We start from the raw sequence: 23,184 nt of genomic DNA on the forward strand, positions 1-23,184 counted from the left end.
GCTCCTCGGCGAGACGCGGCCATTCGGCAGAGCCTACGGCTCGAAGCGGTGCGCTTCCGCCCGCTCCGGGCGCAGCGCGCAAGTCGTCGACTGGAGTCCGGATACGTCACGGGCAATGGAGGGCTCCCTGAGCTGGTCGGCTTCCTCCCAACCTGCGTCGCCCTCTCGAGGTGCCTGATGCCTCGTCGGCTCCGCGACGACGCCAAGGATCTTCGAGCACACCCAAAGATCCGGACCATTCCCGGACCACGTCACTGCCTGGGAGCGTCAGTGGCAACATCTCCGCAGGCCAGCACCTCGCAACTCCTGTACCACCAGCAGACCAAGAATCTGCTGGTGAGCTACTCGCCGAAGGAGCTCGGCTTCTTCTAGGGGCACAAGAAGAGGCGCCTGACCCGGGCTTCCGCCCGTCAGGCGCCTCTCGCTCGCCCCGTGCGAGGAGGAGTCGCCCTCACGCCGAAGCTCCCCGTTCGTCCCGCCGGCATCCCACGCCTGGTCGGCACTTCCGGACCAGTCGCGGAACGGACTCCGGACGCCGGACGCTGGACTCCGGACTCACCGCACAGGCGCCTGGTCCCGGCCGCCGCGGTCCCACTCCTCCACGGACTGCTCGATGAGGCGGTTGGCCTGTTCCCGTACGCCGTCCGGGAGTTGGGCATGCCCCACCCGGTCCGGGGCGATGGCACCGCCCAAGCCGGAGGTGAACGACCTCCGCCGGCCGCATCGCCGCGTGGTCCGCGCGGGGATGCCCGTCGGGTTCCGCTTCGGGCACCTCTTCCAGGGCCCGGCCCGCCTCGCGCGGCCGGGACCTGGATGCCGCGGGTGTCGGCCGCGCCTCCGGGATCCGCCCCGGCGCCGTCCACGGTTTCGCCCTGTCCGGCACCGACGCCTTCAGCGCCTCCGGACCGAAGCGCCACGGGAATCGCCTGCTCCCGCTCCTGAGCCGCGTCAGGCCCTGACCTGGCCGGGACGGACTGCTCCGACTGGCGCTCCCCGGTGGTGGACGTCCTGACGGCGGCTGACGCTGGCCTGGCGGTGGCCGCCATCCGACGAACGGGACGCGCGGAGCCGCGCTGCATCGTCGTCGGGTCTCGGCGCGGCCGAGGTCCTCAGAAAGACGGGACCACATGGCGGAACACGACATCGGAACAGGCTGCCTGCCGTTCGCTCGCGGGAGCGGCAGGCTCGTACGAAAGCGGAGGCCGCGGTCCCGCGCACCACGACTCGCCCGGCGGTCGCCCGCCAGGATGGCGGTCGTCGCGGCCGGTCTGGCACTCCTGGGCGCGGTCGGCACGGCACCGAGCGGTGCCGTGTCACCTCCCCCCGGCGAACCCCGTCCCGGAGGTCCGGCACGGTTCGTCCCCGGTCCCTGCCCGACCACGCCCGACCCGATCCCCGGGCACTGCGGAACCCTGGAGGTGCCCGAGAGCCGGTCCCACCGCGGCGGACGGACCGTCAAGCTCACGGTCGCCGTCATTCCGGCCGCGTCGACGAATCCGGCGCGGGACCCGGTGGTGTTCATGGAGGGAGGCCCCGGCGGCGAGGCGATCAGTGCCATCCCCTTCCTGATCGACTCCGGCGTGAACCGGGACCGCGACCTGATCGTCATGACCCAGCGCGGCGCGCTCTACTCGCAGCCGAACCTGGCCTGCCCGGAGATGGACCGGTTCAACGCGAAGGCCGTCGGGCTGCCCTACGACGCGCCCTCGACCGGGCGGCTCCTGGTGCGCGCCGCGAAGGAGTGCCGGGACCGTCTGACGGCCGACGGAATCCGGCTGAGCAACTACAACACCACCGAGAACGCCGCGGACTTCGCCGACCTGCGCAAGGCGCTCGGCATCAGGAAGTGGAACGTCTACGGCTACTCCTACGGGACCGACCTGGCCCTCACCTATCTGCGCCGGCACCCCGAGGGGATCCGCTCGGTGACGATCGACTCGGTCGTGCCGCCGCAGATCGTGAGCCTGCCCTGGGCCTGGGACAGCGCGCAGGAGGGAGTCCACGCGATCTTCGCGGCATGCGAGGCCCAGCCGGCCTGCAAGAACCGCTACCCGGACCTCTCCCGCACGCTGACCGAGCAGGTCCGGCGCCTTGAGGCGAACCCCCTGAGGCTGACGGTGCAGCCGCCCGGAGGCGGCAGCCCGGTGAAGGTCGTCCTCGACGGCGGCACGCTGATCAACCTGCTGGTCACCGACGGCGGCGCCCTGCCGTCCGTCGACGTCCCCGCGGCACTCGACGAACTCGCCCACGGAAACCCGGAGCGCTTCGCCCGGGCCCAGGCGGCCGGCGCGACGCCCGCCATCGGCGAGTTCGCCCACGGTCTGACGCACTCGGTGGCGTGCAGCGAATGGGCGCCGGGCTTCACGAAGGCCGACGTCCTGGAGGCCGGGCGCCGGGCGTTCCCCGGCTGGCCGGACACGGTCCTAGCCCACGCGCCGCAGCTCCCCTTCGAGTACGACCTGTGCCGCGTCTGGAACGTCCCGGACCGCACCGCGATCCAGCGGACGGCCACCTCCAGCACGGTGCCGACCCTGATCATCTCCGGAACCTTCGACGCGAAGACGGGGGCGAGCTGGGGCCCGTACACCGGCCGTACGCTGCCCCGCTCGACCGCCGTGCGGATCCCCGGGATCGGCCACTTCGTGGTCCCGCAGTCGCCCTGCGCGCAGCGCGTCCTGGCGTCCTTCCTCGCCCGTCCGACCGCGCCCGACACCGGCTGCGTGGCAGGACTCACGCCGGCACCCTTCACCCTCACCCCCGAACCGGAGACCCGATGACGTCCCCCACCCCACCCCGACACGGGCGCCCCGCGCGCCGGCTCCCGGCCGCGCTGGCCGGAGCCACGGCCGGCGCCCTCGTCCTCGGCCTCGCCGCGCTCCCCGCCCGGGCCGAGTCCGGCACCGGAGCGCCGCTCGGCACGGTTGCCCGGACGTCGGGCGGCGCCCACTTCGAGCCGGGCCCCTGCCCGAGGACGGCGGACCCGATCCCCGATCTGGCGCGCGCCCACTGCGGAACGCTCACCGTGCCCGAGAACCGTTCCCGGCGCCACGGGCGAAAGATCAGCCTCGCGGTCGCGATCATCCCCGCGGTCGGCAGGAGACCCGCGTCCGACCCGATCGTGTGGCTCGCCGGCGGGCCGGGGGACGACGCGGTCTCCGAGATCCCGATGGCGGTCGCCGGCGGCCTGAACCGCGACCGCGACGTGATCTTCATGTCCCAGCGCGGAACCTACTCGGCCGACCCGCAGCTCACCTGCCGGAACGTCGACGAGTTCGTCGCGAACTCCCTCGATCTCGTCTTCGGCGCGCCGTCGACCGGGCGTCTGCACGTCCAGGAGACGCGGAGATGCCGCGACCAGCTGGTGAGCCGCGGGGCCGACCTCGGCGCCTACAACGGCACCGAGAGCTCCGCTGACTACGACGACCTGCGCAAGGCGCTGGGCATCAAGCAGTGGAACGTGTTCGGCATCTCGTACGGCACCGACCTGGCGCTCCAGTACATGCGCCTGCACCCGAAGGGCATCCGTTCGGTCGGTATCGACGGCGTCCTGCCGCCGTCCCTGGCCGGCGGGGCCGTGACCTGGAAGGCCGCACGAGAGGGCTTCGACAGCATCTTCAAGACCTGCGCGGAGCAGCCCGCCTGCAACACTCGCTACCCCAACCTCAAGGACACCTTCGAGCGCCTCGTGGTCGAGCTCGAAGCCCGACCCCTCACCACCACCGTCACGGTTCCCGGCCGGCCGGAGCCGGTGGAGGTCACGCTGGACGGCGGACTTCTGGTGAACTGGCTGACCTTCGCCAGCCATCTCGCGGCCGGAGTGCCCCGCTCCATCGACGAACTGGCCCACGGCAACCCGCAGCGGATCGCGGAGCAGTACGCGGGCGGAAAGCTCAGCCCGCAGGCCATCGGGAGGGTCTCTCACGGTCTCGTCTTCGGAGTCTTCTGCAGCGAGTGGACGCCGTTCGAGAGTGAGGCCGACGTGATCCGGGCAGGGCGGCGCGCGTTCCCGTCGTTCCCCCGCTCGGTGCTGGCCAACGCGCCGCTTCTCAGCTGGATGCACGCGGACTGCCGTGCCTGGGACATCCCTGCGGCGCCGCGCTCGATCCGGAAGGTGACGCGCAGCGACATCCCGACACTCGTCCTGTCCGGCGGCTTCGACTCCCAGACCGCGCCGAGCAGCGGGCCGTACGCCGCCCGGACGCTGAGCCGGTCCATCGCCGTGACGGTTCCGTACGTCGCGCACGTGGTCTTCGCCGACTCGACGTGCGCGCAGACGATGACCGTCTCGTTCTTCGACCGTCCGGACGCGCCGGACACGCGTTGCCTCGCGGGGCTCCGGCCGCCCACGTTCGAGATCGCGCCGTAGGCCGTCCTAGGTGGGGGCGTCGTCCGTCCGGAGAGTGGTGCGGACGCCGGTGGTCACCACGACGATCAGGCACAGCGCGATGATCGTCTCGGCCCACAGGAACGCGAACCAGTCCAGCACACAGCCGATCGGAGGCGTGCCGGGCGCGGTGTTGCGGAACGCCGAAAGGGCGAACAGCGTGGCGGCCATCCAGGCGAGGGCGGGCCAGACCAGGCCCTTGCGACGGGTCGTCAGGTACCAGGCTCCGATGACCACGGACGCCGCCAGCGCCCACATCACCATCATCATGAAGACCGCGAAGACGGTCAGGCTGCCCGATCGCGACACCCACAGCCCCACGGCGGCCTCCTGCCGGGAGGCCGTGGGGGTCGCGGAGACCGAGAAGAGCGTGTCGTTGTTGGAGAACAGCATCCGCACCGGGACCTGTTCGCCGCCCAGCAGCGCCCAGAACTCGACGTCGGTCTCGTAGGTGTCGAACGGGTAGTCGCTGATCGATCCCCCCGTGATCGCGACCTGTACGTCCCTGGTCGTGAGCCGCTCGTGCGCCTCGAACGCCAGGTCGCCGAGGGTCGCCGTGGAGGTCTGGAGGACGAGATCGGCCACCGGTGCGGTCCCGTCCTCCTCGGCGAGGGTCCCCCGTGGGGTGACCCGGACCCGCAGCACCAGCTCCCGGGCCGCGGCGTCGACGCGCTGGACGGTGGCCTCCACGTCCACACGGTCGGCGGCTCGGGAGCCCACCGTGTGGACCGTGTCCATCGCCTGCCGCTCGGAGAACTGCAGCCACGACCCCACGCCCACCGCCACCACCATCAGGATCGCGAGGGGGATCAGGACCGGCAGGATCGAGGTCCCGAAGCGGCGCGGGCGGGGCGGGTCCGGGGGTGGGGCCATGGTGACTCCGACGGGCTGGGAACGGGAACGGCCTGGTCCGGCCCGACGCCGGGACGCGGCCCGGTCGGCCGAAGCCCGGCACGATCGTCGCGGGCAGCCGCATGCTCCGGTACGCGGGCGGTGGCCGCAGGGCGATCCTCGCCGACCCGGCCGGTGAACCCCCGCATCCGGGCGGGTGTGTCGGATCGCTCCACCAGGTCGATGTCGCAGCGGACAGCGCCGGGCAGGGCGCCCGCCACCGGGCACGCCGGCCGACACGACGTCCCGGCCCCAGGACGGCGTCCACGCTCACGCCCTGGGCATCCGCCCGGCTTCCCCTCGCGTCGCGCCGGGAGGCGCCCCTGACGACCGGAGGCGCTGGCGGGCCGTCCGCCCCGACAGGCATGATGGGCACATCAGTTCCACATGTCCCGGAGCGAACGGACGCTGCACGGCGGAACGACATCGGGGCGCCCTGGAGGTCAGAACGTGTCACGCCAGCTGCTCACCGTCGCCCAGGACGGGACGGGCGACTGCCGCACCATCTCGGAGGCCCTCCGGGTGGCCCGCACCGGAGCCGTCATCAGTGTCGCTCCCGGGCGCTACGAGGAGAACCTGACCCTCGCCACCTCCCTGACGCTGACCACGACGGAGGGCCGGGGCACCGTCGAGCTGGCCCCCCGGCGCGGCTCGGCGCTGATCCTGGCCTGCGACTCCGCCATGGTGAACTCCCTGGTGCTGCGCGGCCACGACGACGAACTCCCGGTGGTGGACGTACCGCACGGGCAGCTCCTGCTCGACCGGTGCGACGTGTACGGGACTTCGTGGGCCGCCCTGTTCGCGCGTGGTTCCGGTTCGCTCGCGGTGCGGCAGTGCCGGGTCGAGAACCCCAAGGGCGCCGGCGTGGTGAGCACTTCGGCGACGGAGAGCCTCCTGGAGGAGTGCGTCGTCGAGCACCTCGGCACCTCCGCCGTCGTCGCCGGCGAGCAGGGCCGGGTGTCGGTGCGGTCGAGCCGTCTCCGTGACGCGCGCGGCAACGGCGTCCTGGCCAACGGGCGCGCGCACGTGCGCGTGGAGGAGTGCGAGATCTCGGCCGCCGACAAGCCGGGGGTCGCCGCCGAGGAGGAGAGCAGCGTCACCGTGGCGCGTGCGACGGTGGCGGACTCGGTGGTGGGCGTCTTCGTGAACACCACGGGTACGACCCTGCTGGAGGAGGTGACCGTACGGAACACCACCGGGCACGGCTTCGTCGTCGGTTCCGGTTCCGCGCCCACCCTGCGCCGCTGCCGTACGGACCGGACCGCGGGGCACGGGCTCCTGGTGACGGAGCGGAGCCGCGGCCTGTTCGAGGAGTGCGTGTTCGACTCCGCCCGGGACGCGGCGATCCGCGTGACCGACTTCTCCTCCCCGGTGCTCACCGGGACGACCGTCCGCGACCCTGAGCGGATCGGGGTGCTTCTGGAGGAGAACTCCGTCGCGGAGATCGACCGCCTGGAGGTGAGCGGCAGCGGCGGCAGCGGTGTGCTGGTCAGGGCGAGCGCGAATCCGCTGCTGCGCCGCGTGACCGTGGCGCGTTCGGCGGGGCACGGGGTGGAGGTCGTCGCGGACGGTCGCGGCCGTCTCGAGGAGTGCCGGGTCGAGGAGTGCGAGGGCGCGGGCCTGCACGTGTCCGGGCACGCGAACCTGTACGTCGGCCAGGGCAGGGTGCGGGCCGCGAAGGACGCCGGGGTGGTGGTGGGCGCGCTCGGCGCGGTGACCCTCCGCGACACCGAGGTGAGCGACTGCCCGGCGGTGGGCGTGCGGGTCGAGGAGCAGGGTGATCTGACGGCGGCCCGGTCGCGCGTGGGGGACTCGGGCGAGTACGGGGTGCTGATCGCGGCGGGCGCCAGGGCCTCGCTCAACTCCTGCGAGGTGACCGGTTCGGGAGCCGACGGGGTACGGGTGGAGGGGGCCGATCCGGTGTCGGTGATCGGCTGTGTCGTACGGGACAACAAGGGCAGCGGGCTGCGCCAGTCGGTGGCCGGGGACCGGCTCGCGGTGGAGCAGCTGACCAGCGTCGACAACGGCGCGCCGGACGCCTGGGGCAGTGTCGCCGACGCGAAGGCGGCGGGCGACGGGCGGCTTCCGGGCGGGGCGGTGGTGGTGGGCGGCGGCGAGGACGCGGAGGGCGGCGCGGTCGCCGAACTCCAGTCGCTGATCGGTCTCGCCGACGTCAAGGAGCAGGTCCTGACGCTGATCAACCTGAACCGGATGGCGCAACGTCGGGCCGGTCTGGGGATGCCGGCGCCGCCGATGAGCCGGCACCTGGTGTTCGCGGGTCCGCCCGGCACCGGAAAGACCACGGTGGCCCGCCTGTACGGGTCGATCCTCGCCTCGCTCGGGGTGCTGCGCTCCGGCCATCTGGTGGAGGTGTCGCGGGCGGATCTCGTCGCGCAGATCGTCGGCGGTACGGCGATCAAGACGACGGAGACGTTCAAGAAGGCGCTGGGCGGGGTGCTGTTCGTCGACGAGGCGTACACGCTGCTGTCCGACTCCGCCGGTTCGGGCGCGGACTTCGGCCGTGAGGCCATCGACACGCTGGTGAAGCTGATGGAGGACCACCGCGAGGACGTGGTGGTGGTGGCGGCCGGGTATCCGCAGGAGATGACGGGCTTCCTGGCCTCCAACCCCGGCCTGGCCTCCCGTTTCACCCGCAGTGTGGAGTTCTCCGACTACACGTCGGAGGAACTGGTCACCATCGTGGAGCGGATGTGTGCCGCCCACCGCTACGAGCTGGACGGCGAGGCGCGTTCGGCGCTGCACACCCATTTCGAGCGGATGCCGCGCGACGCCGGGTTCGGCAACGGCCGGACCGCGCGGAAGGTGTTCGAGGAGATGGTGGACCGGCAGGCGTCCCGGCTCGCCGCGCGCGGTGACGTCGACGAGCGGGAGCTGACGCTGCTGACCTCCGAGGACGTGGGTCTCACGCCGGCCGCGGCGGCGGAGGGCGGCGAACAGGATCCGCTGCTGCGGCTGGACGCGCTGACCGGTCTGACGGCGGTCAAGCGCGAGGTGAGCGACCTCGTCAACCTGCTGGCGACGGCCCGTCGCCGGGCCGCGGCGGGACTTCCCGCGCCCCGCATCAGCAACCACCTGGTCTTCGCCGGGCCGCCCGGCACCGGAAAGACCACGGTGGCCCGGCTGTACGGCGAACTCCTCGCGTCCCTCGGGGTCCTCCCGCGCGGCCAGCTCGTCGAGGTGGCCAGGCCGGATCTCGTCGGGCGGTACGTGGGACACACGGCGCAGCTGACGAAGGAGGTCTTCCAGCGGGCGCTCGGCGGGGTGCTGTTCGTCGACGAGGCGTACACGCTGACGCCCGGCGGTGCCGGGGGATCCTCCGACTTCGGCCAGGAGGCGGTGGACACGCTGCTGAAGCTGATGGAGGACCACCGCGACGAGGTGGTGGTGATCGTCGCCGGCTATACGGAGGAGATGGACCGTTTCCTCGGTTCCAACCCCGGTCTGGCCTCCCGTTTCACCCGGCACGTCGAGTTCCCGAACTACTCCTCCGACGAGCTGGTCACCATCGTGCGCCGGCACGCCGTCGACAACGGGTACGAGTGCGCTCCCGGTACGGCCTCCGAGCTGCGGGACCACTTCGAGGCGATCCCGCGCGGCCGTACCTTCGGCAACGCCCGTCTGGCGCGCCAGACGCTCGAGGCCATGATGACCCGGCAGGCCCGTCGGCTCAGCTCGGTGGCGGCACCGAGCCTGGACGACCTGCGACTGCTGCTGCCGCAGGACCTCAGGGAGCCCTGACCCGGGGGAGCCGCCCCGGGGTCGCTCCGTCCCGGGAACCCTGTCAACGCAGTCCCGCCCCCTTACGGGGCCCGAACCGAGGACCCCCATGCGTCGCCGTACGAGTCTGTGCACCGGCCTGCTTCTGTGCACCGCCCTCCTCGCCGGTCCGCTTCCCCTCGCCACGGCGGCGGATGCCGCGGGAACGGCCGGGGCCGCGGGGTCCGCCGGAGCGGACGGCGGGGGCGGGGGCGGCACCGCGCTCCCGGGCGTGCCCGAGCGGCTCTCCCCCGACCAGGCCTGTACGAAGGTACGGGGAACGGTCACGGCGGCAGCCCCCTGGACGCGCGACGTCCTGGGTCTCGACCAGGTCTGGCGCCTCTCCCGGGGGCGGGGCGTGACGGTGGCGGTCGTCGGCACGGGCGTGAGCGACGACGCGGCCGTCCTGCGCGGGCGGGTGAAGGCCCTGGGCGCGGCCGGCAAGGACTGTGTGGGCCGGGGGACGTTCCAGGCCGGGCTCGCGGCCGGAGCGGCCTTCCCCGGACAGGGTTTCTCCGGGGTGGCCCCGGAGGCCCGCGTCCTGGCCGTACGGGGCACGGGTGAGCGCGGTGAGTCCGACCTCGCCCGGCTGGCCGCCGGGGTGCGGGAGGCCGCCGCCGCCGGGGCCGACGTGATCACGGTGACCGCGCCCCTGGACGGCTCCGACCGGCGGGTGCGCGAGGCGATGACCGCCGCACGCGCGCATGACGCCCTGGTGGTCGTGCCCGCGGCGGCGGACAGCGTCCCGCGGGGCTCGTCCACCCCGCCGCCCGCGCCGGTGGCACCGGCCGATGCCCTCGCGGTGCTCGACACCGGGCCGCAGGGCACGCGCCCGGCGACCGCGCCGCCGTTCCGGCACGCCGACCTCTCCGCCCCCGGCGACGCCCTGATGGGCCCGGGGCCGGTGGGCGACGGCAAGTGGACCGCCTCGGGGTCGTCCCTGGCCGCCGCGGTCGCCGCGGGCACGGCGGCGCTGGTCCGCGCGTACCACCCGGAGCTGACCGCCGCCGAGGTCCGCGTACGGCTGCTCAGGGGTGCCTATCCGGGCGACCTGCCCGCGCTCGATCCGTACGGGGCCGTCTCGGGGGTCTCCACCGGCACCCGCTCGCCGGAGGCGGCGGGAGAGGCGGGGGCGGAGGGGACGACGGGGGCGGCCGGGCGGCCGGCCCCCATCCGGCTGTCGGAGCCGCCGGAGACGGCGGGCGCCCGCTCCACCGCCTATCTGGTGACGGGGGTGGCGGCGGGAACGATCCTGCTCGTGACCTTCCTCGCGGTCGTCCTGCCCAAGGGCCGCAAGCGCCGCTGGCGGCCGGGCCGTCTGGACGCCGAGGGCCGCCCGGCCGAGTGAGACCCGGGGGCCTGGTACACCCCGGCCCCGGCCTCCGGCCCTACTCCTCTCCCTCGTCCTCCCCCGGGACCGGGTCCGGGAGCGCGAGCTGGACCAGGCGGGTCTTGCGGCGGACGACGCTCTGGGCGCGGCCCGGGGGCAGGATGCGGGGCTTGACGTTGTCGAGGAGGTAGCCCTCCGAGGGCGGGCAGGACAGCAGCAGCGCCGAGGAGTTGACCTCGCCCATCTTGCGGATGAGGGGGTCGGCCCGGCCCGCGCCCGTGGAGGCTCGGGCGACGATCATGTGCAGGCCGATCTCGTACCCGAGCGGCAGGTGCGGCACCAGCGGCTCGAAGGGGCCGTCGAAGGGCGAGCCGACCATCTCGTAGTCGTCGACGAGGACGAAGAGCCGGGGCCCGTTCCACCAGTCGGCGCGGCGCATCCGGGCCGGGGAGATGTCCTCCCCCGGCAGCCGGGCGGCCATGGCGCGCGCGGCGCCGTCCACGTACTCGCGCAGCGGGTCGGCGGAGACGGCGTGCCCGAGCCGGTACTCCTCCGGGATGGCCTCGATCAGTTCGCGGCGGTAGTCGGCGACGAGGAAGCTGACCTCGTCCGGACCGTGGGTCGCCATGATCCGCTGGGCGATGAGCTTGAGCGCGCTGGTCTTGCCGCTCTCGGTGTCGCCGACGAGGTAGAGGTGCGGGCTCTGGGAGAAGTCGTGCCAGACGGGCGCGAGTTCGGCCTCGTCGAGTCCGACCGCGATCCGCAGCGGATGCTCGGAGGCGGGGAGTTCGGACGCGGGCAGTTCGGTGGGGAGCATGCGTACGGCGGGCGCGGGCGGCGCGTCCCAGCTCTCGGCGACGGCTTCGACGAGGTCGGCGAGGGCCTCCGCCAGGTCCTCGGCGCGTTCCTGCCCGTCGATGCGGGGAAGGGGGGTGAGGAAGTGCATCTTGTCGGGGCTCAGGCCGCGGCCTGGGGAGACGGGGACGGTGGCGGCCTTGCGGACGTCGACGGCGGAGTCCATCGGGTCGCCCATGCGGAGTTCGAGGCGGGTGCCGATCTGGTCGCGGAGGGCGGCGGAGACCTCGACCCAGCGGGAGGTGGCGATGACGAGGTGGACGCCGTAGTTGAGGCCCCGGGAGGCGATCTCGGAGAAGACGCCCATGTCGTCGAAGAAGTCGCTGCGGACGGTGGACCAGCCGTCCACCACGAGGAAGACGTCCCCGAAGGGCTGGTCGGCGAACTCGCCCGCCGCCCGCCGCTTCCGGTAGGTGGCCATCGAGTCGATGCCCTGTTCCTGGAAGAACAGTTCACGGCGGTTGAGCAGCGAGACGATCTCGGCGAAGGTCCGGGCGATCCGCTCCCGGTCGAGCCGTCCCGCGACTCCGCCGACGTGCGGCAGTCCGGCGAGCGCTCCCAGCGCGCCGCCGCCGAAGTCCAGGCAGTAGAACTGGACCTCGCGGGGTGAGTGGGTGAGGGCGAGGGAGCAGATCAGAGTGCGGAGCAGGGTGCTCTTGCCGCTCTGCGGGCCGCCCGCGACGGCGACGTGTCCGCCGGCGGCGGAGAGGTCGACGGTGAGCAGGTCCCGTACCTGCTCGAAGGGGCGGTCCACCAGGCCGACGGGGACCCGGAGCCGCCCGCGGTCGGCGGACCCGACCGTGGTGAGCCCGAGGTCGGGGTCCGGGGTCAGCGGCGGCAGCAGGGCGTCGAGGCTGGGCGCGGTGTCGAGCGGCGGGAGCCACACCTGGTGGGCGGGGGGTCCGCTGTCGCGCAGCCGGTCCAGGGCGAGGCCGAGCAGACTCTCCTCCATCGCGGAGCCGGAGCCCGGATGGGCCTCCGCTTCGCCGTCGGCCTCCGCCTCCGGTTCCGGATCCGGAGCCGCCGGCAGCGTGTGGGGCACGACCCATTCGGTGCCCCAGGGGACCACCTGGCGGGCGATCTGCTCCCGCCGGGCGCCGCGGCGGGGCGCCTTGTACGTCCCGGACACGTAGGCGGCGCGGAACCGGGTCAGCGCCTCGACGCCGCTCTTCAGATAACCGCTGCCGGGCTGCGAGGGCAGGTGGTAGGCGTCGGGGACGCCGAGGACGCCCCGGCTCTCGATGGCCGAGAAGGTGCGCAGGCCGATGCGGTACGAGAGGTGGCCCTCCAGGGCGCTCATCCGGCCCTCCTCCAGCCGCTGGGAGGCGAGGAGGAGATGGACCCCGAGCGACCGGCCGAGTCGGCCGATCATGACGAACAGTTCCATGAAGTCGCGGTGGGCGGCGAGCAGTTCGCTGAACTCGTCGACGACGACGAACAGGCTGGGCAGCGGTGCGAGAGGGACGCCGGCGGCGCGGGCGCGCTCGTACTCCAGGACCGAGGCGTAGTTCCCGGCCCTGCGCAGCAGCTCCTGGCGGCGGACGAGTTCGCCGTGGAGGGCGTCCTGCATGCGGCCGACGAGCGCGACCTCGTCGGCGAGGTTGGTGATGACGGCGGAGGTGTGCGGCAGCTCGTCCATGCCGAGGAAGGTCGCGCCGCCCTTGAAGTCGACGAGGACGAAGTTGAGCGTCTCGGAGGAGTGGGTGAGCGCGAGGCCGAGGACGAGGGTGCGCAGCAGTTCGCTCTTGCCGGAGCCGGTGGCGCCGATGAGCATGCCGTGCGGCCCCATGCCGCCCTGCGCGGACTCCTTGATGTCGAGCTCGACGGGGGTGCCGTCCTCGCCGACGGCGATGGGCACCCGGAGCCGGCCGCGCCCCTCGACGGGGTGCTTCCAGAGCCGGGCGGCTTCGTGCCGCCGCAGGTCGGGGATGCCGAGGAGGCTGGTCAGCTCGGTGTCGGTGACGAAGGGCTCGGACGCGGTGACGCCGCCGCCGAGCCGGTACGGGGAGAGGCGGGCGGCCAGGGCGCGGGCGGCGGCGGGTCCGAGCGTGTCCGGGCGTCCGAGGAAGGTGGCCCGTTCACGGCGTTCGCGGTCGGTGCGGACGAGGTGCAGGCCCGCCGGGTCGAGACGGAGCCGAAGGGTGCCGCGGGCGGCCTTCCAGGCGAGCGCCCCGCCGAGGTCGACGAGCACGGTGTTGCGGTAGCCGGCACCGGTGACGCGGTGGCCGGCGGGCACGGCGCCGCCGTCCACCACGACGAGGGTGAAGGGTTCGTCGCGGCTCGGCGGGGTCTCCGGGTCGAAGGGCGGCCGCTGGGTGAAGTCGACGCCGAGGAGTTCTTCGAGGGACTGGAAGTCGGCGGCGGCGAGCCGGACCTGGCCGGCGCCGTCGCGCTGGTAGCCGTGCTGGGCGTGGGGGAGCCATTTCAGCCATTCCCAGTCCGCACGGCGTTCGTCGCTCACGCAGAGCGCGATGTTGAGCTCCTCGGGGGCGTGGAAGGTGGCGAGCTGGGCGACGAGGGAGCGCAGCAGGGCGCGGGACCGCGCGCCGTTCCCTCCGTCCGGCTCCTCCGTCCCCGGCCCCTGTTCCGTCCCCTCCTCGCGGATCACCACGCGCGACCATGCCCGCAGGTACAGCGCGATCGGCTGGTCGGGGACGGTGCCGTACGCGCGGATGAAGCTCCGCAGGGCGTGCGCGGCCAGCGGTTCGAGGTCCTCGACCGGCTTGGTCGACAGGGGCGCGAGCCGTACGGCGAGCTTCTGGTCTCCCACGGCCACCCGCACCTCGGCGAAGTCCTCGTCGGAGAGCCGTCGTTCCCACTGGCGGCTGGTCCCGACCAGCGCCCACAGGGCGTCCGGTTCGGGGTGGCGCCAGGACAGGGCCTTCTGCTGGGCCCCGACCGTGACCCTGATCCGGCGGCGCATCTGTGTCAGGTAGCGCAGGTAGTCGCGCCGCTCGCCCTTGAGCTTGCGCTTGCGTTCGCCCGCGGTGCGGATCAGCTGGGCGAGGACCATCGCCACGGACGAGAACAGCATGAGCCCGATGGCGATGTAGCTGAAGGCGGTGGCCTGGCCGGGGCGCAGGAACATCATGAGCATCGCGAGCGAGGTGAGACCCATCGGCAGATAGGTCCACATCGCCGAGGTGTTCGGTTCCGCTTCCGGCAGCGTCGGCGGTTCCTGGAGCGCGAGTTCGCCCTCGGGCATGTCGGGACCGCGCCGCCGGGCGGGCCTGCGGAAGAGGACGGTGCTCACGCTGGATGTCTCCTCGGGCTGATCGCGTCCGGGGGCTTTCGGTTCCGGATCCGGTTCCGCTTGAGGTTCCGCGTCCGGTTCTGGTTCCGGAGGGGTTCCGGTCCGTTCCCCGGGGATCGTACGGTTCCGTTCCCGATGCCCCGCGCGAGGCGGGGACCGTCCGTCCGCCGGGGGTCGGGCACAGCGGCAACGGGCCAGGGGGGTCGGTGACCTGACGTGTTGACCAAGGTAATGTGCGCTAGCCAACTTCGGTACCCCGGCCCCTCGGAGAGGTGCGGCCACCTGTCATGACGGAAACATCGGGCATATTGAGCCCTGGTCTGTGCCGGCTCGCGGTCAGGACCCCCCGGCGTCTGCTCGACCTCGCGGTGCCGGTGGACGTACCGCTGGCCGATCTCCTGCCGACCCTCCTCGACCACGCGGGCGAGGAGCTGGCCGAGCAGGGCATCGAGCACGGCGGCTGGGTCCTCCAGCGGCTCGGCGAAGAGCCGCTGGACGAGGAGGGAACGCCCGAGTCGTTGTCCCTCCGCGATGGAGAAACGCTTCATCTACGGCCTCGCGTCGAGGCCTTGCCCGCTCTGCATTTCGACGACCTCGTCGACGGCGTCGCGGGCAGCATGCGGGAACGCCCCCACGGCTGGACCGCCCGCACCGGCCGCTGGACGCTGCGCGCCACGGCCGTCCTGCTGCTCGCCGCCGCCTGGGTGGTCTGCGCCCTGCCCGGCGGTGACGCCCCGACCCGGGCCGCCGTCGCGGGCGCCGTCGGCCTGCTCGTGCTCTTCGGCGCCGCCGCCGCCTCCCGGGCGGTCGGCGACTCTGCCGCCGGTGCCGCCCTCGGCGTGTTCGTCGCGCCGTTCCTGGCGCTGGCCGGAGCCCTCCTGCCTGCCGGCGAGGCCGACGGCGGCGGGCAGTTGACCGGCGCCCGTGTCCTCGCCGCGTCGGCCGCCGCCGCGGGCGGCGCCGTGCTGTCGGTCGCCGCGGTCGCCGCCTTCGTCCCGCTGCTGCTCTCGGTCGCGGTGATCGCCCTGGCCGGGGCGGTCGGCGGCACCCTGATGCTGGCCCTGGACCTCACCCCCGGGCCCGCGGCGGCCGTCGTCGCCGTGCTCGCGGTCGCCGTCGGCGGCCTCGTCCCCGGCATCTCCTTCCGGCTCTCCGGTCTGCGGCTGCCCGCGCTGCCCTCCAACGCCGAGGAGTTGCAGGAGGGCATCGACCCGCATCCGCACGCGCACGTCGTGAGCCGTACCGCGCACGCCGAGCAGTGGATGACCGCGCTGTACGCGGCCGTCGGCCTGGTCTGCGCCGCCGTGCTCACCGCGCTGCTCCTGGACGACCCGGGCGCCCCGGCGCTGGTCACCGCGGGAACGCTCTGCCTGCTCCTGCTGCTGCACTCCCGCACCATCGGCAACGTCTGGCAGCGCCCGGCGGTCTTCCTCCCCGGCCTGTACGGGCTGCTGCTCGCGGGGCTCACCGTGGGAGCCGAACTCGCCCCCGGGGACCGGCCGGTGCTGCTCGCCGTGCTGCTCACCCTGGCCGGCGCCACGGCCGTCGCCTCCTGGACGGTGCCGGGCCGGCGGCTCCTGCCGCACTGGGGCCGGGCCGGGGACATCCTGCACACCTGCGCGGCGGTGGCACTGATCCCGCTCGTCCTCTGGGTGCTCGGCGTCTACGGCGACCTGCGCGCCGTGTCCGGCTGACGAGGGGGACGGTCATGCAGTCCAGGAAAGACCAGGTCCAGGCCCACATGTTCGTCATGGGCCGGCTCGTCAGCGGGATGCTGCGCCAGGATCCGGACGCGCCGGAGAGCCCCGTCGGACGCACCAACCGGGGCCTCGCCTGGGGCATCGGTCTCGGCGTGGTCCTCGTCGTCGGCTTCCTGCTGTTCGGGATGATCTCCCCGGCCGGCACGAAGTCGTGGCGGACGACGAACGCGCTGATCGTGCAGAAGGAGACGGGCACCCGCTACCTGTACCTCGACGGCCGGCTCCGTCCGGTCCTCAACTACGCCTCGGCCCGGCTGGTCTCCCGTACGGCTCCGGCACCCGTCATCGTGTCCACGAAGTCCCTGCGCGGCGAGCCCCACGGCACCCCCGTCGGCATCCCCGGCGCCCCGGACACCCTGCCCGACCCCGCCGACCTGGAGCGGGGAGCCTGGCAGGTGTGCGCCGACCCGCCGCTGGCCACCGGCCCGGACGGCAGCGGCCGGACGGCCCGTACCTCGCTGCGGATCGGTTTCGCGACCGAGGGCGTGTTCCCCGTGCGGACGGAGGGCGTACTCGTCGCGGGCCCCGACGGCAGCACGTACCTGCTGTGGGGCGACCACCGGATGCGGATCGGCGGCCACGGCGCGCTCCAGGCCCTCGGCTGGTCCGGCACCGAGACCGTTCCCGTGACCGCCGCGCTCCTGGACAGCCTGCCCGCCGGCGCCGATCTGGTGGCCCCCGAGGTCGCCGGCAGGGGTACGGAGTCGGGGCGGATCGGCGGTGTGCCGGCCCGGGTGGGCCAGGTCTTCGTCCTGTCGTCGCCCGGCACGGGCCGGCAGTACTTCCTGCTGGAAAAGGCCGGGCTGCTGCCGCTCACCCCGCTGGCGGCGGCGCTCGTCCTCGGCGACGACCGCACCGGCCGCCAGGCGTACCGGGGCGGCGCCCCGACGGCCCTCACCCTGACCGCCGACGAACTGACCCGCCGCCAGGCCCCGGCGAAGGGCTCCCCGACCGAGAAGTCCCGTACGGGCAAGCCCGCTACCGGGCAGTCCCCGGCCGGGGAGTCGTGGGCCGTTCCGGCGGACTGGCCGGACACCCCGCCCACCGCGCGGTCCGCCGCCGGATCGGCGCTGTGCGCCCAGATCCGGCCCGAGGGTCTCGTGCCCCTGGTCCGGCTCGCCCTGGTACGCGAGAGCGGAACCGTCCCCGAACCGGCCACCGGCGCCGGGATCGCCTCGGCCTGCCTGCCGGTGAACGGCATCGCGGTACGCCCCGGCGGCGGCGCGCTCGTCCAGGCGCTCGGCGCGGGCGGAGGGGTGCGCGGCACCACGACCTACCTGGTCACGGACGTCGGCGTGAAGTACCGGCTGCCGGACGCCACTTCGGTGGAACGGCTCGGGCTGAAGGGCGGCCACGCCCAGGCCGTACCGTCCCGGCTCCTGGACATGCTGCCCACGGGGCCGCGGCTGGACGTGGCGGCGGCGCTGGGCGACGGTTCGACTCCCTCGGAGGAGAACTGCCAGTGAACCTGGAAGGGGTGTTCTGCATCTTCCCAGGGGAACGCCCGGTCGAATCCGGTCACGAACATCAGAAGAAGCTCAGAAGACACCGGAAGTCGTTGCACACGTCACAAAACTCTCCCTAGCATCAGGGCTTGCCTAGACGAGTGTTCGACTCGCCTTTCCCGTCAGCCGACTTCAGCACCTCAGGTTCACTGTCCGCTTCACTGTCCGCGCCTCAGACAAGGACTCCATCCATGGCGACTCCGCCGCCCCCCGGCAGCACCCAGACTTCGAGCCAGAGCGAGAACCAGCGCGGCTACAACGCCCTCTTCCAGGCCAAGGAGGGCGTGCAGCGGGCCCAGGAGGACGTCAAGTCCGTCATGGGAGGCCTCATCAGGGCCTACGGCGGCAGCGACGGCACCGCCTTCCAGAGCCTGCTCAACGAGTGGAGCGGCCAGGTGGACGTCATCACCCGCAGCATGGGCGAGATGATGCAGACGCTGACCGAGACCGGTCAGGCACAGGCGCGTACGCAGGGCGAGATCAACGACTTCATCGAGGCCGCCCGCCGCTCCTCGATCTCCGTGGGCACCGAGAACAAGCTCAACCCCTGAGCCTGTCACCGTCGTTCCCTCTCCCCTCCACCCCGTCGAGGAGCCTTTGATGTCCAACTTCTACGCCGACAAGTCCGACGGTGTCATCCACGTCGAGTACCAGCACGTCGACCGCGCCGCCGAGGACATGCGGATGCAGACGAAGGCGATCCAGAACACCGTGCAGGCGCTCAACGAGGAGCTCGCCGGGCTCCGCGTCGCCTGGCAGGGCTCGGACGCCGCCACCTACGGCGGGAAGCAGGAGGCGTGGAACGCGGCCTCGCGGGAGCTCGGCCGCATCCTGGACCGCCACAGCGCCCTGCTGAACCAGATCAGCGAGATCTACAAGAAGCACGAGAACCGCAGCGCGGACCAGTGGGCGAACGTCCGCGTCCCCTGACCGGTCCCGTCCCGGACAGGCCCGGCGGCGCCGCCGGCCCCGTGCCCGCGGCGCCGTGACCGTCGGCACCACCGCGGTGACCGCTTCGCACCGACCGAGGGAGAGAGAGCATGGCCGAGGGTACGGATCTGTCCCACCTCGACAAGGAGAGCCTGACCAGGTTCCTCACGGTCGAGGGCCAGGGCATCCCGATGTTCCTCAAGAAGCTGGAGGAGATCGCGAGCACCTCGCCGACCAGCCCCGCGCCGACGATGCCCCTGCTCGCCAGGAAGCTCAAGTTCCCCGGCGAGAACATCACCTCGCAGGGGCCGAAGCTGGGCAGGCTGGCCCTGGACGACACCAAGCCCGAATCCCCGGCCATGGGCAACCTCTTCGTCACCTACATGCAGACGAACTCCGAGAAGCTCGGCGAGATCCTCACGAACCAGCTGAAGCTGTTCAAGGAGATCAAGCAGGAACTCGGCTTCACCCTCGCGGACATGGAGAAGACCGAGGAGGACAACCTCGACAGCATCGAGGCGCAGAAGATCCTGGACGACTGGAAGGACATCTCGGACGCGCTCGCGCCCAAGCCCGGGGCGTGACCGGACCGTTCGCCTCCCCGCCGCCCGCCGCATGACCTCCCGAAGGAATCGACTCCCGTATGGCTCCCGCGTCCGAAGACGAGAAGAAGAAGTGGGCCGAGTACCTCGCCGCTCAGCTGACCGGGTTCGCCGGCCCGACGCGCGAGGAAGTGGGGAAGATCGGCGCCGCGGCGGACCAGGCGGGCGAGGGCGCCGGATGGCTGCGGGCCTCCATCAAGCGCAAGGACTACGACGAGGCGGCCAGCAACGTCTCGCCGGGTCCGCTGGAGAGGGTCATCCAGTTCTACGACTTCGACAAGAACGTCACCAAGGTGACCGGTCATTTCGAGGTCACCCTCACCGTCCCCTGGAACGAGGGCGGGAACGACTTCAGCGACAACGGAAGGGCCGGCGCGTACGACGGCGGCTACCGTGACGCCCTCTACGCCCTCACGACGAAGCACACGACCGAGGGATTCACCCACTCCTTCGGGACCGTGCCGCAGATCGTGTCGGCGGACGTGGTCGACCTGAAGAGCCTGGTCACCACGGCCAAGGCCTTCGACGAGGTCCAGAAGTTCTTCACGGACTACGGCGCGGAACTCGAGAAGTGGGTCAAGGACCTCGGGGGCGAGGACGCCGCCTGGCAGGGCTCGGCCGCCGACGTGTTCCGCATGCTGCTCGACGGCCTGGCCTACGGGTACAAGGGCCTCAAGAAGGACCTGACCCCGACCGGCACACCGGTCTCCCTGACCTTCGGCGACACCTACGACGCCACGTCCTCCATCGGCATGGAGATCGCCCGGTGCGCGCAGGCGATCCACGACGCCGCCGACGCCCTCATGCAGGCCTGGAACACCTGGCTCTCGGCCACGGTGACCATCGACGCGGCGACGCCCGGGGAGAAGCTGACCTACAACACCTATCTCCCCACCTACCACCTCAACGCAGAGGTGAACAAGGTCGCCGTCTATCTCAACGAGAACAACATAAAAAAGGTCTACACGGTCTCCGGGAAAAGTACGGTCTATCTCTACCCGGGATTCACGATCTACCACCCGCTCTACGGTGACCTCACGCAGACACCGGCCTGGCAGAAGGTCGCCCAGGAGGCCTACAAGCACTGGGTCGAAACCATCGTGGCGACGCTGGACAAGGCTTCCGACACCCAGACGCAGAAACTCAACGAGGTCTTCAACAACCTGGCGAACGCGACCGGGAACCTCAGCTTCAGCACGGGCTTCACCGACCTGAAGGCGAAATTCCTGGAGGAGTCGACGAAGAAGCAGAAAGAGGACCTCGAAAAGGAAAAGAAGGACCTGGAGGACGAGGCCGAAAAGAAGAAGGACGAGCTGGAGAACAAGCTCGGCGGGGACGACGGCAAGCCGCCGCCGACACTCGACCCCAACTCCGTCGGCGGCAATCTGGGCGGCGACGGCGGGCTCGGCGGGAAGAAGCCGCCCGGCCTCGACACCGGTACGCCCCCGCCCCTCCTCAACCCCAACGGAACCAACGGAACCAACGGCGGCAACGTCGTCCGCACCCCCGACGGCACCACGATCGTCCGCAACCCCGACGGCTCGTACACCACGACCTACCCCGACGGGCGGAAGGAGACCACCCCGCCCGGCGTCACCCCGCCGCTGCTCGGCCTGAACCCGCCGCCCGGCCTCGGCGGCACCCCGAGCAAGCCCGTCCCGCTCAAGACCACCAAGGGCCCGGACGGTTCCACCACCTCGTACAACCAGGACGGCTCCCGCACCACCACACACAAGGACGGGACCACCACCACCGTCGCCCGCGACGGCACGACCACCACGGTCAACCCCGACGGCTCCACCACCGTGCTGCACAAGGACGGCAGCGAGACGGTCACCTATCCGGACGGTACGCGGACGACGATCCGCCCGGACGGCAGCAGCATCACGCAGTACAAGGACGGCACGGTGCAGAGCCGCGCCGCCGACGGCACCCTCACCACCACCGACGCCGAGGGCAACAAGAAGGTCACCCGCCCGGAGCCGGGCTCCACCGTCCACAACCCGGACCGCTCGACCACCACCTTCAACAAGGACGGCTCGACGACGACGGTCCACCCCAACGGCACCAGGACCACGATCACCCCCCAGGGAACGGTCACCACGATCGACCCGGACGGCACCAAGACCGTGTCCCAGCTGGGGAGGAACACCTCGACGATCGAGTACGCCGACGGGTCGGTGGCCAAGGTCGACAAGGACGGCACCGTCGTCACCACGTACAAGGACGGCTCCTCCACCCGGCTCGCCCCGGACGGCACGTACACCACCACCGAGGCCGACGGGCAGAAGAAGACCGAGCACCTCAACCCGCTCGGCGGGAACGCGGGCGCGGAGACCACGCACCACGCGGACGGCTCGACCACCACCCGCTACCCGGACGGCACCGTCGACCAGAAGCTCAAGGACGGCGGTCACAAGATCACCTTCCCGGACGGGCGGACGGTCACCACGGACGCCGACGGCCGCACCCTCTCCGTGACCGGCGGCCCCTCCTCCCTCGACCGCAACAACAGCAACAGGCGTTTCGGGGACGACTACTACGACTACCCGGACGAGAAGAAGAAGACCGACAACCTGCGCAACAGCGGCTACGGGGGTTACGGCTCCGGCGGCTCCGGCGGCTCCTCCCGGATCCCCCTGCTCTCCAACAACCCCCTCGGGCACGGCTTCGGGGCGCCCGGCACTCCCAGCGGGGGCGGCGCGGCGGGGGCCGAGCGCCTGCGGGCCACCGCCACCGGCGAGACGACGGCCGGCCGCGCCCGCGCCGCCCAGCTGGCCGCCGAGGAGGCGGCCGCGCTGCGCCGCCCCGCGACCTCCTCCGGTGGCATGCCGATGGTGCCGCCCATGGGCGGCGGCGGCATGGGCGGCGGCCAGGGCACCCAGAGCGACGAGCGCGAGCGTTCCACCTGGATCAGCGAGGACGAGGACGTCTGGGGCACGGACGAGGGCGGCGTCGCCGGCGTGATCGGCCGGTGACCCCCGCACTCCCCCGCGAACGGCGGCGGGCAACGGACGGACACGGAAGCGGACGACGAATGGGACCACGGAGAGGAAGAGGTGCCGGGCGATGAACAATCCCCTGGAGGAACGGCTCGCGGAGGCGCTGGCGGAGTTCGAGGAGACCCGGACCCGCCTCGCCGAGGCCGCCGACGAGGCCGCGCGGATATCGGTGACGGTCACGGCCAAGGACCGCACGGTCGAGGCGACCGTCGGGGCACAGGGCGAGCTGACCCGGCTGCGCTTCCCCACGAACCGCTACCGCACCATGGCCCCCGCCGAGCTGGCGAACGTCGTGATGGGCACGATCGCCGCCGCGCGCGCCCAGGCCGCTTCCCGGCTTCTCGACGTGTACCGGCCGTTCGGCCCGATCCCGGGTCTCGACCCGGACGCCGAGGGCGGCTTCGCGCCCGTCGAGTGGGACGACCTGTTCGCCCCGCTGCGCCAGGACCCGGACCTGGTGGTGCCCGATTCCCGCTCCACCACCACCTCCGGCGGCGCCCTCCTCGACGAGCTGGTCGACGAGGACGAGGACACGAACGGCAACGGAGCCGTGGACACGGACGGGGTCGCGCGATGACCGAACTCGACGTCGACAGCGAGGGCCTCGACCGCGGCGGCGAGGCCGTGAAGAACGTGGGCCACGAGCTCAAGGTCGCCCGCGACGAGTACATGGACAAGATCACGAGTTACCGCGGCTGCTGGGGAACGGGGGAGTTCGGCGAGGCCTTCGCCAAGAAGTACTACCAGGGCCTCGGCTACGTCGTGGACGGGAGCGAGGCGCTGGTCAAGGCACTCGAGTCCAGCGGGCAGAGCCTCGGCGACACCTCCGGCAAGTTCAAGAAGACGCAGCAGGACATCATCGACCACGTCGACAACCAGACGAAGAAGCGCTGAC

14 protein-coding genes are annotated in these 23,184 nt (G+C 72.3%); 12 read left to right on the top strand and 2 right to left on the bottom strand.

Annotated elements, in window-relative coordinates; all coding sequences use genetic code 11:
* The first annotated feature begins 1,418 nt into the window (after window positions 1-1,418).
* Entirely contained in the window at window positions 1,419-2,777 is a 1,359-nt protein-coding gene (locus ACFQ8C_RS05990; RefSeq protein ID WP_383452706.1) for an alpha/beta fold hydrolase, read from the top strand.
* The gene (locus tag ACFQ8C_RS05995; protein ID WP_383452708.1) at window positions 2,774-4,366 is read left to right on the top strand and encodes an alpha/beta fold hydrolase; all 1,593 of its coding nucleotides are present in this window, start codon (window positions 2,774-2,776) and stop codon (window positions 4,364-4,366) included. The genes ACFQ8C_RS05990 and ACFQ8C_RS05995 overlap by 4 nt, the downstream gene beginning before the upstream one ends.
* 6 nt (window positions 4,367-4,372) lie before the next feature.
* Here ACFQ8C_RS05995 and ACFQ8C_RS06000 read toward each other — a convergent pair whose 3' ends face one another.
* Window positions 4,373-5,257, bottom strand: coding sequence for a DUF4436 family protein (locus tag ACFQ8C_RS06000; RefSeq protein WP_383452710.1), 885 nt, complete (start codon window positions 5,255-5,257; stop codon window positions 4,373-4,375).
* 468 nt (window positions 5,258-5,725) lie between these two features.
* Here ACFQ8C_RS06000 and ACFQ8C_RS06005 point away from each other — a divergent pair, with 468 nt between their 5' ends.
* Together ACFQ8C_RS06005 and ACFQ8C_RS06010 are read left to right on the top strand one after the other, a co-directional pair.
* Entirely contained in the window at window positions 5,726-9,034 is a 3,309-nt protein-coding gene (locus ACFQ8C_RS06005; protein ID WP_383452712.1) for a right-handed parallel beta-helix repeat-containing protein, read from the top strand.
* An 88-nt stretch (window positions 9,035-9,122) separates the two neighbouring features.
* The gene (locus ACFQ8C_RS06010) at window positions 9,123-10,400 is read left to right on the top strand and encodes a S8 family serine peptidase (protein ID WP_383452714.1); all 1,278 of its coding nucleotides are present in this window, start codon (window positions 9,123-9,125) and stop codon (window positions 10,398-10,400) included.
* 40 nt (window positions 10,401-10,440) lie between these two features.
* Here the strand turns inward: ACFQ8C_RS06010 and eccCa are convergent, their stop codons facing one another.
* Window positions 10,441-14,490, bottom strand: a complete 4,050-nt coding sequence (gene eccCa / locus ACFQ8C_RS06015) for a type VII secretion protein EccCa (protein ID WP_383452716.1) — start codon at window positions 14,488-14,490, stop codon at window positions 10,441-10,443.
* A gap of 287 nt (window positions 14,491-14,777) precedes the next feature.
* On the opposite strand from eccCa, the gene eccD reads away from it, so the two are divergent.
* The 8 genes from eccD (at window position 14,778) to ACFQ8C_RS06055 (ending at window position 23,183) form a co-directional block, all read left to right on the top strand.
* Window positions 14,778-16,184 (top strand): type VII secretion integral membrane protein EccD, encoded by a 1,407-nt coding sequence (eccD, locus tag ACFQ8C_RS06020; protein ID WP_383452718.1) that lies wholly within the window; start codon window positions 14,778-14,780, stop codon window positions 16,182-16,184.
* A 14-nt stretch (window positions 16,185-16,198) separates the two neighbouring features.
* Window positions 16,199-17,716 carry a type VII secretion protein EccB gene (eccB, locus tag ACFQ8C_RS06025; RefSeq protein WP_383452720.1) on the top strand — a complete coding sequence of 506 codons (1,518 nt, stop codon included), beginning with the start codon at window positions 16,199-16,201 and terminating at the stop codon, window positions 17,714-17,716.
* 230 nt (window positions 17,717-17,946) lie between these two features.
* The gene (locus ACFQ8C_RS06030) at window positions 17,947-18,306 is read left to right on the top strand and encodes a WXG100 family type VII secretion target (protein WP_383452721.1); all 360 of its coding nucleotides are present in this window, start codon (window positions 17,947-17,949) and stop codon (window positions 18,304-18,306) included.
* 49 nt (window positions 18,307-18,355) lie between these two features.
* Window positions 18,356-18,685: a WXG100 family type VII secretion target gene (locus ACFQ8C_RS06035; protein ID WP_383452723.1), complete on the top strand. Its 330-nt coding sequence runs from the start codon at window positions 18,356-18,358 to the stop codon at window positions 18,683-18,685.
* Between the two features lie 110 nt (window positions 18,686-18,795).
* Window positions 18,796-19,269 (top strand): type VII secretion system-associated protein, encoded by a 474-nt coding sequence (locus tag ACFQ8C_RS06040; protein WP_383452725.1) that lies wholly within the window; start codon window positions 18,796-18,798, stop codon window positions 19,267-19,269.
* Window positions 19,270-19,328: 59 nt separating this feature from the next.
* Window positions 19,329-22,265: an AAWKG family protein gene (locus ACFQ8C_RS06045; protein ID WP_383452727.1), complete on the top strand. Its 2,937-nt coding sequence runs from the start codon at window positions 19,329-19,331 to the stop codon at window positions 22,263-22,265.
* Window positions 22,266-22,356: 91 nt separating this feature from the next.
* Window positions 22,357-22,866, top strand: a complete 510-nt coding sequence (locus ACFQ8C_RS06050) for a YbaB/EbfC family nucleoid-associated protein (protein ID WP_383452728.1) — start codon at window positions 22,357-22,359, stop codon at window positions 22,864-22,866.
* A complete protein-coding gene (locus ACFQ8C_RS06055) occupies window positions 22,863-23,183 on the top strand; it encodes a hypothetical protein (RefSeq protein ID WP_383452730.1) in 321 nt (106 codons plus the stop codon). Before ACFQ8C_RS06050 ends, ACFQ8C_RS06055 begins: the two co-directional genes overlap by 4 nt.
* Window position 23,184 lies beyond the last annotated feature (1 nt).

Origin of the sequence: Streptomyces sp. NPDC056503, from assembly GCF_042794995.1 — a bacterium.
Taxonomy (GTDB): domain Bacteria; phylum Actinomycetota; class Actinomycetes; order Streptomycetales; family Streptomycetaceae; genus Streptomyces.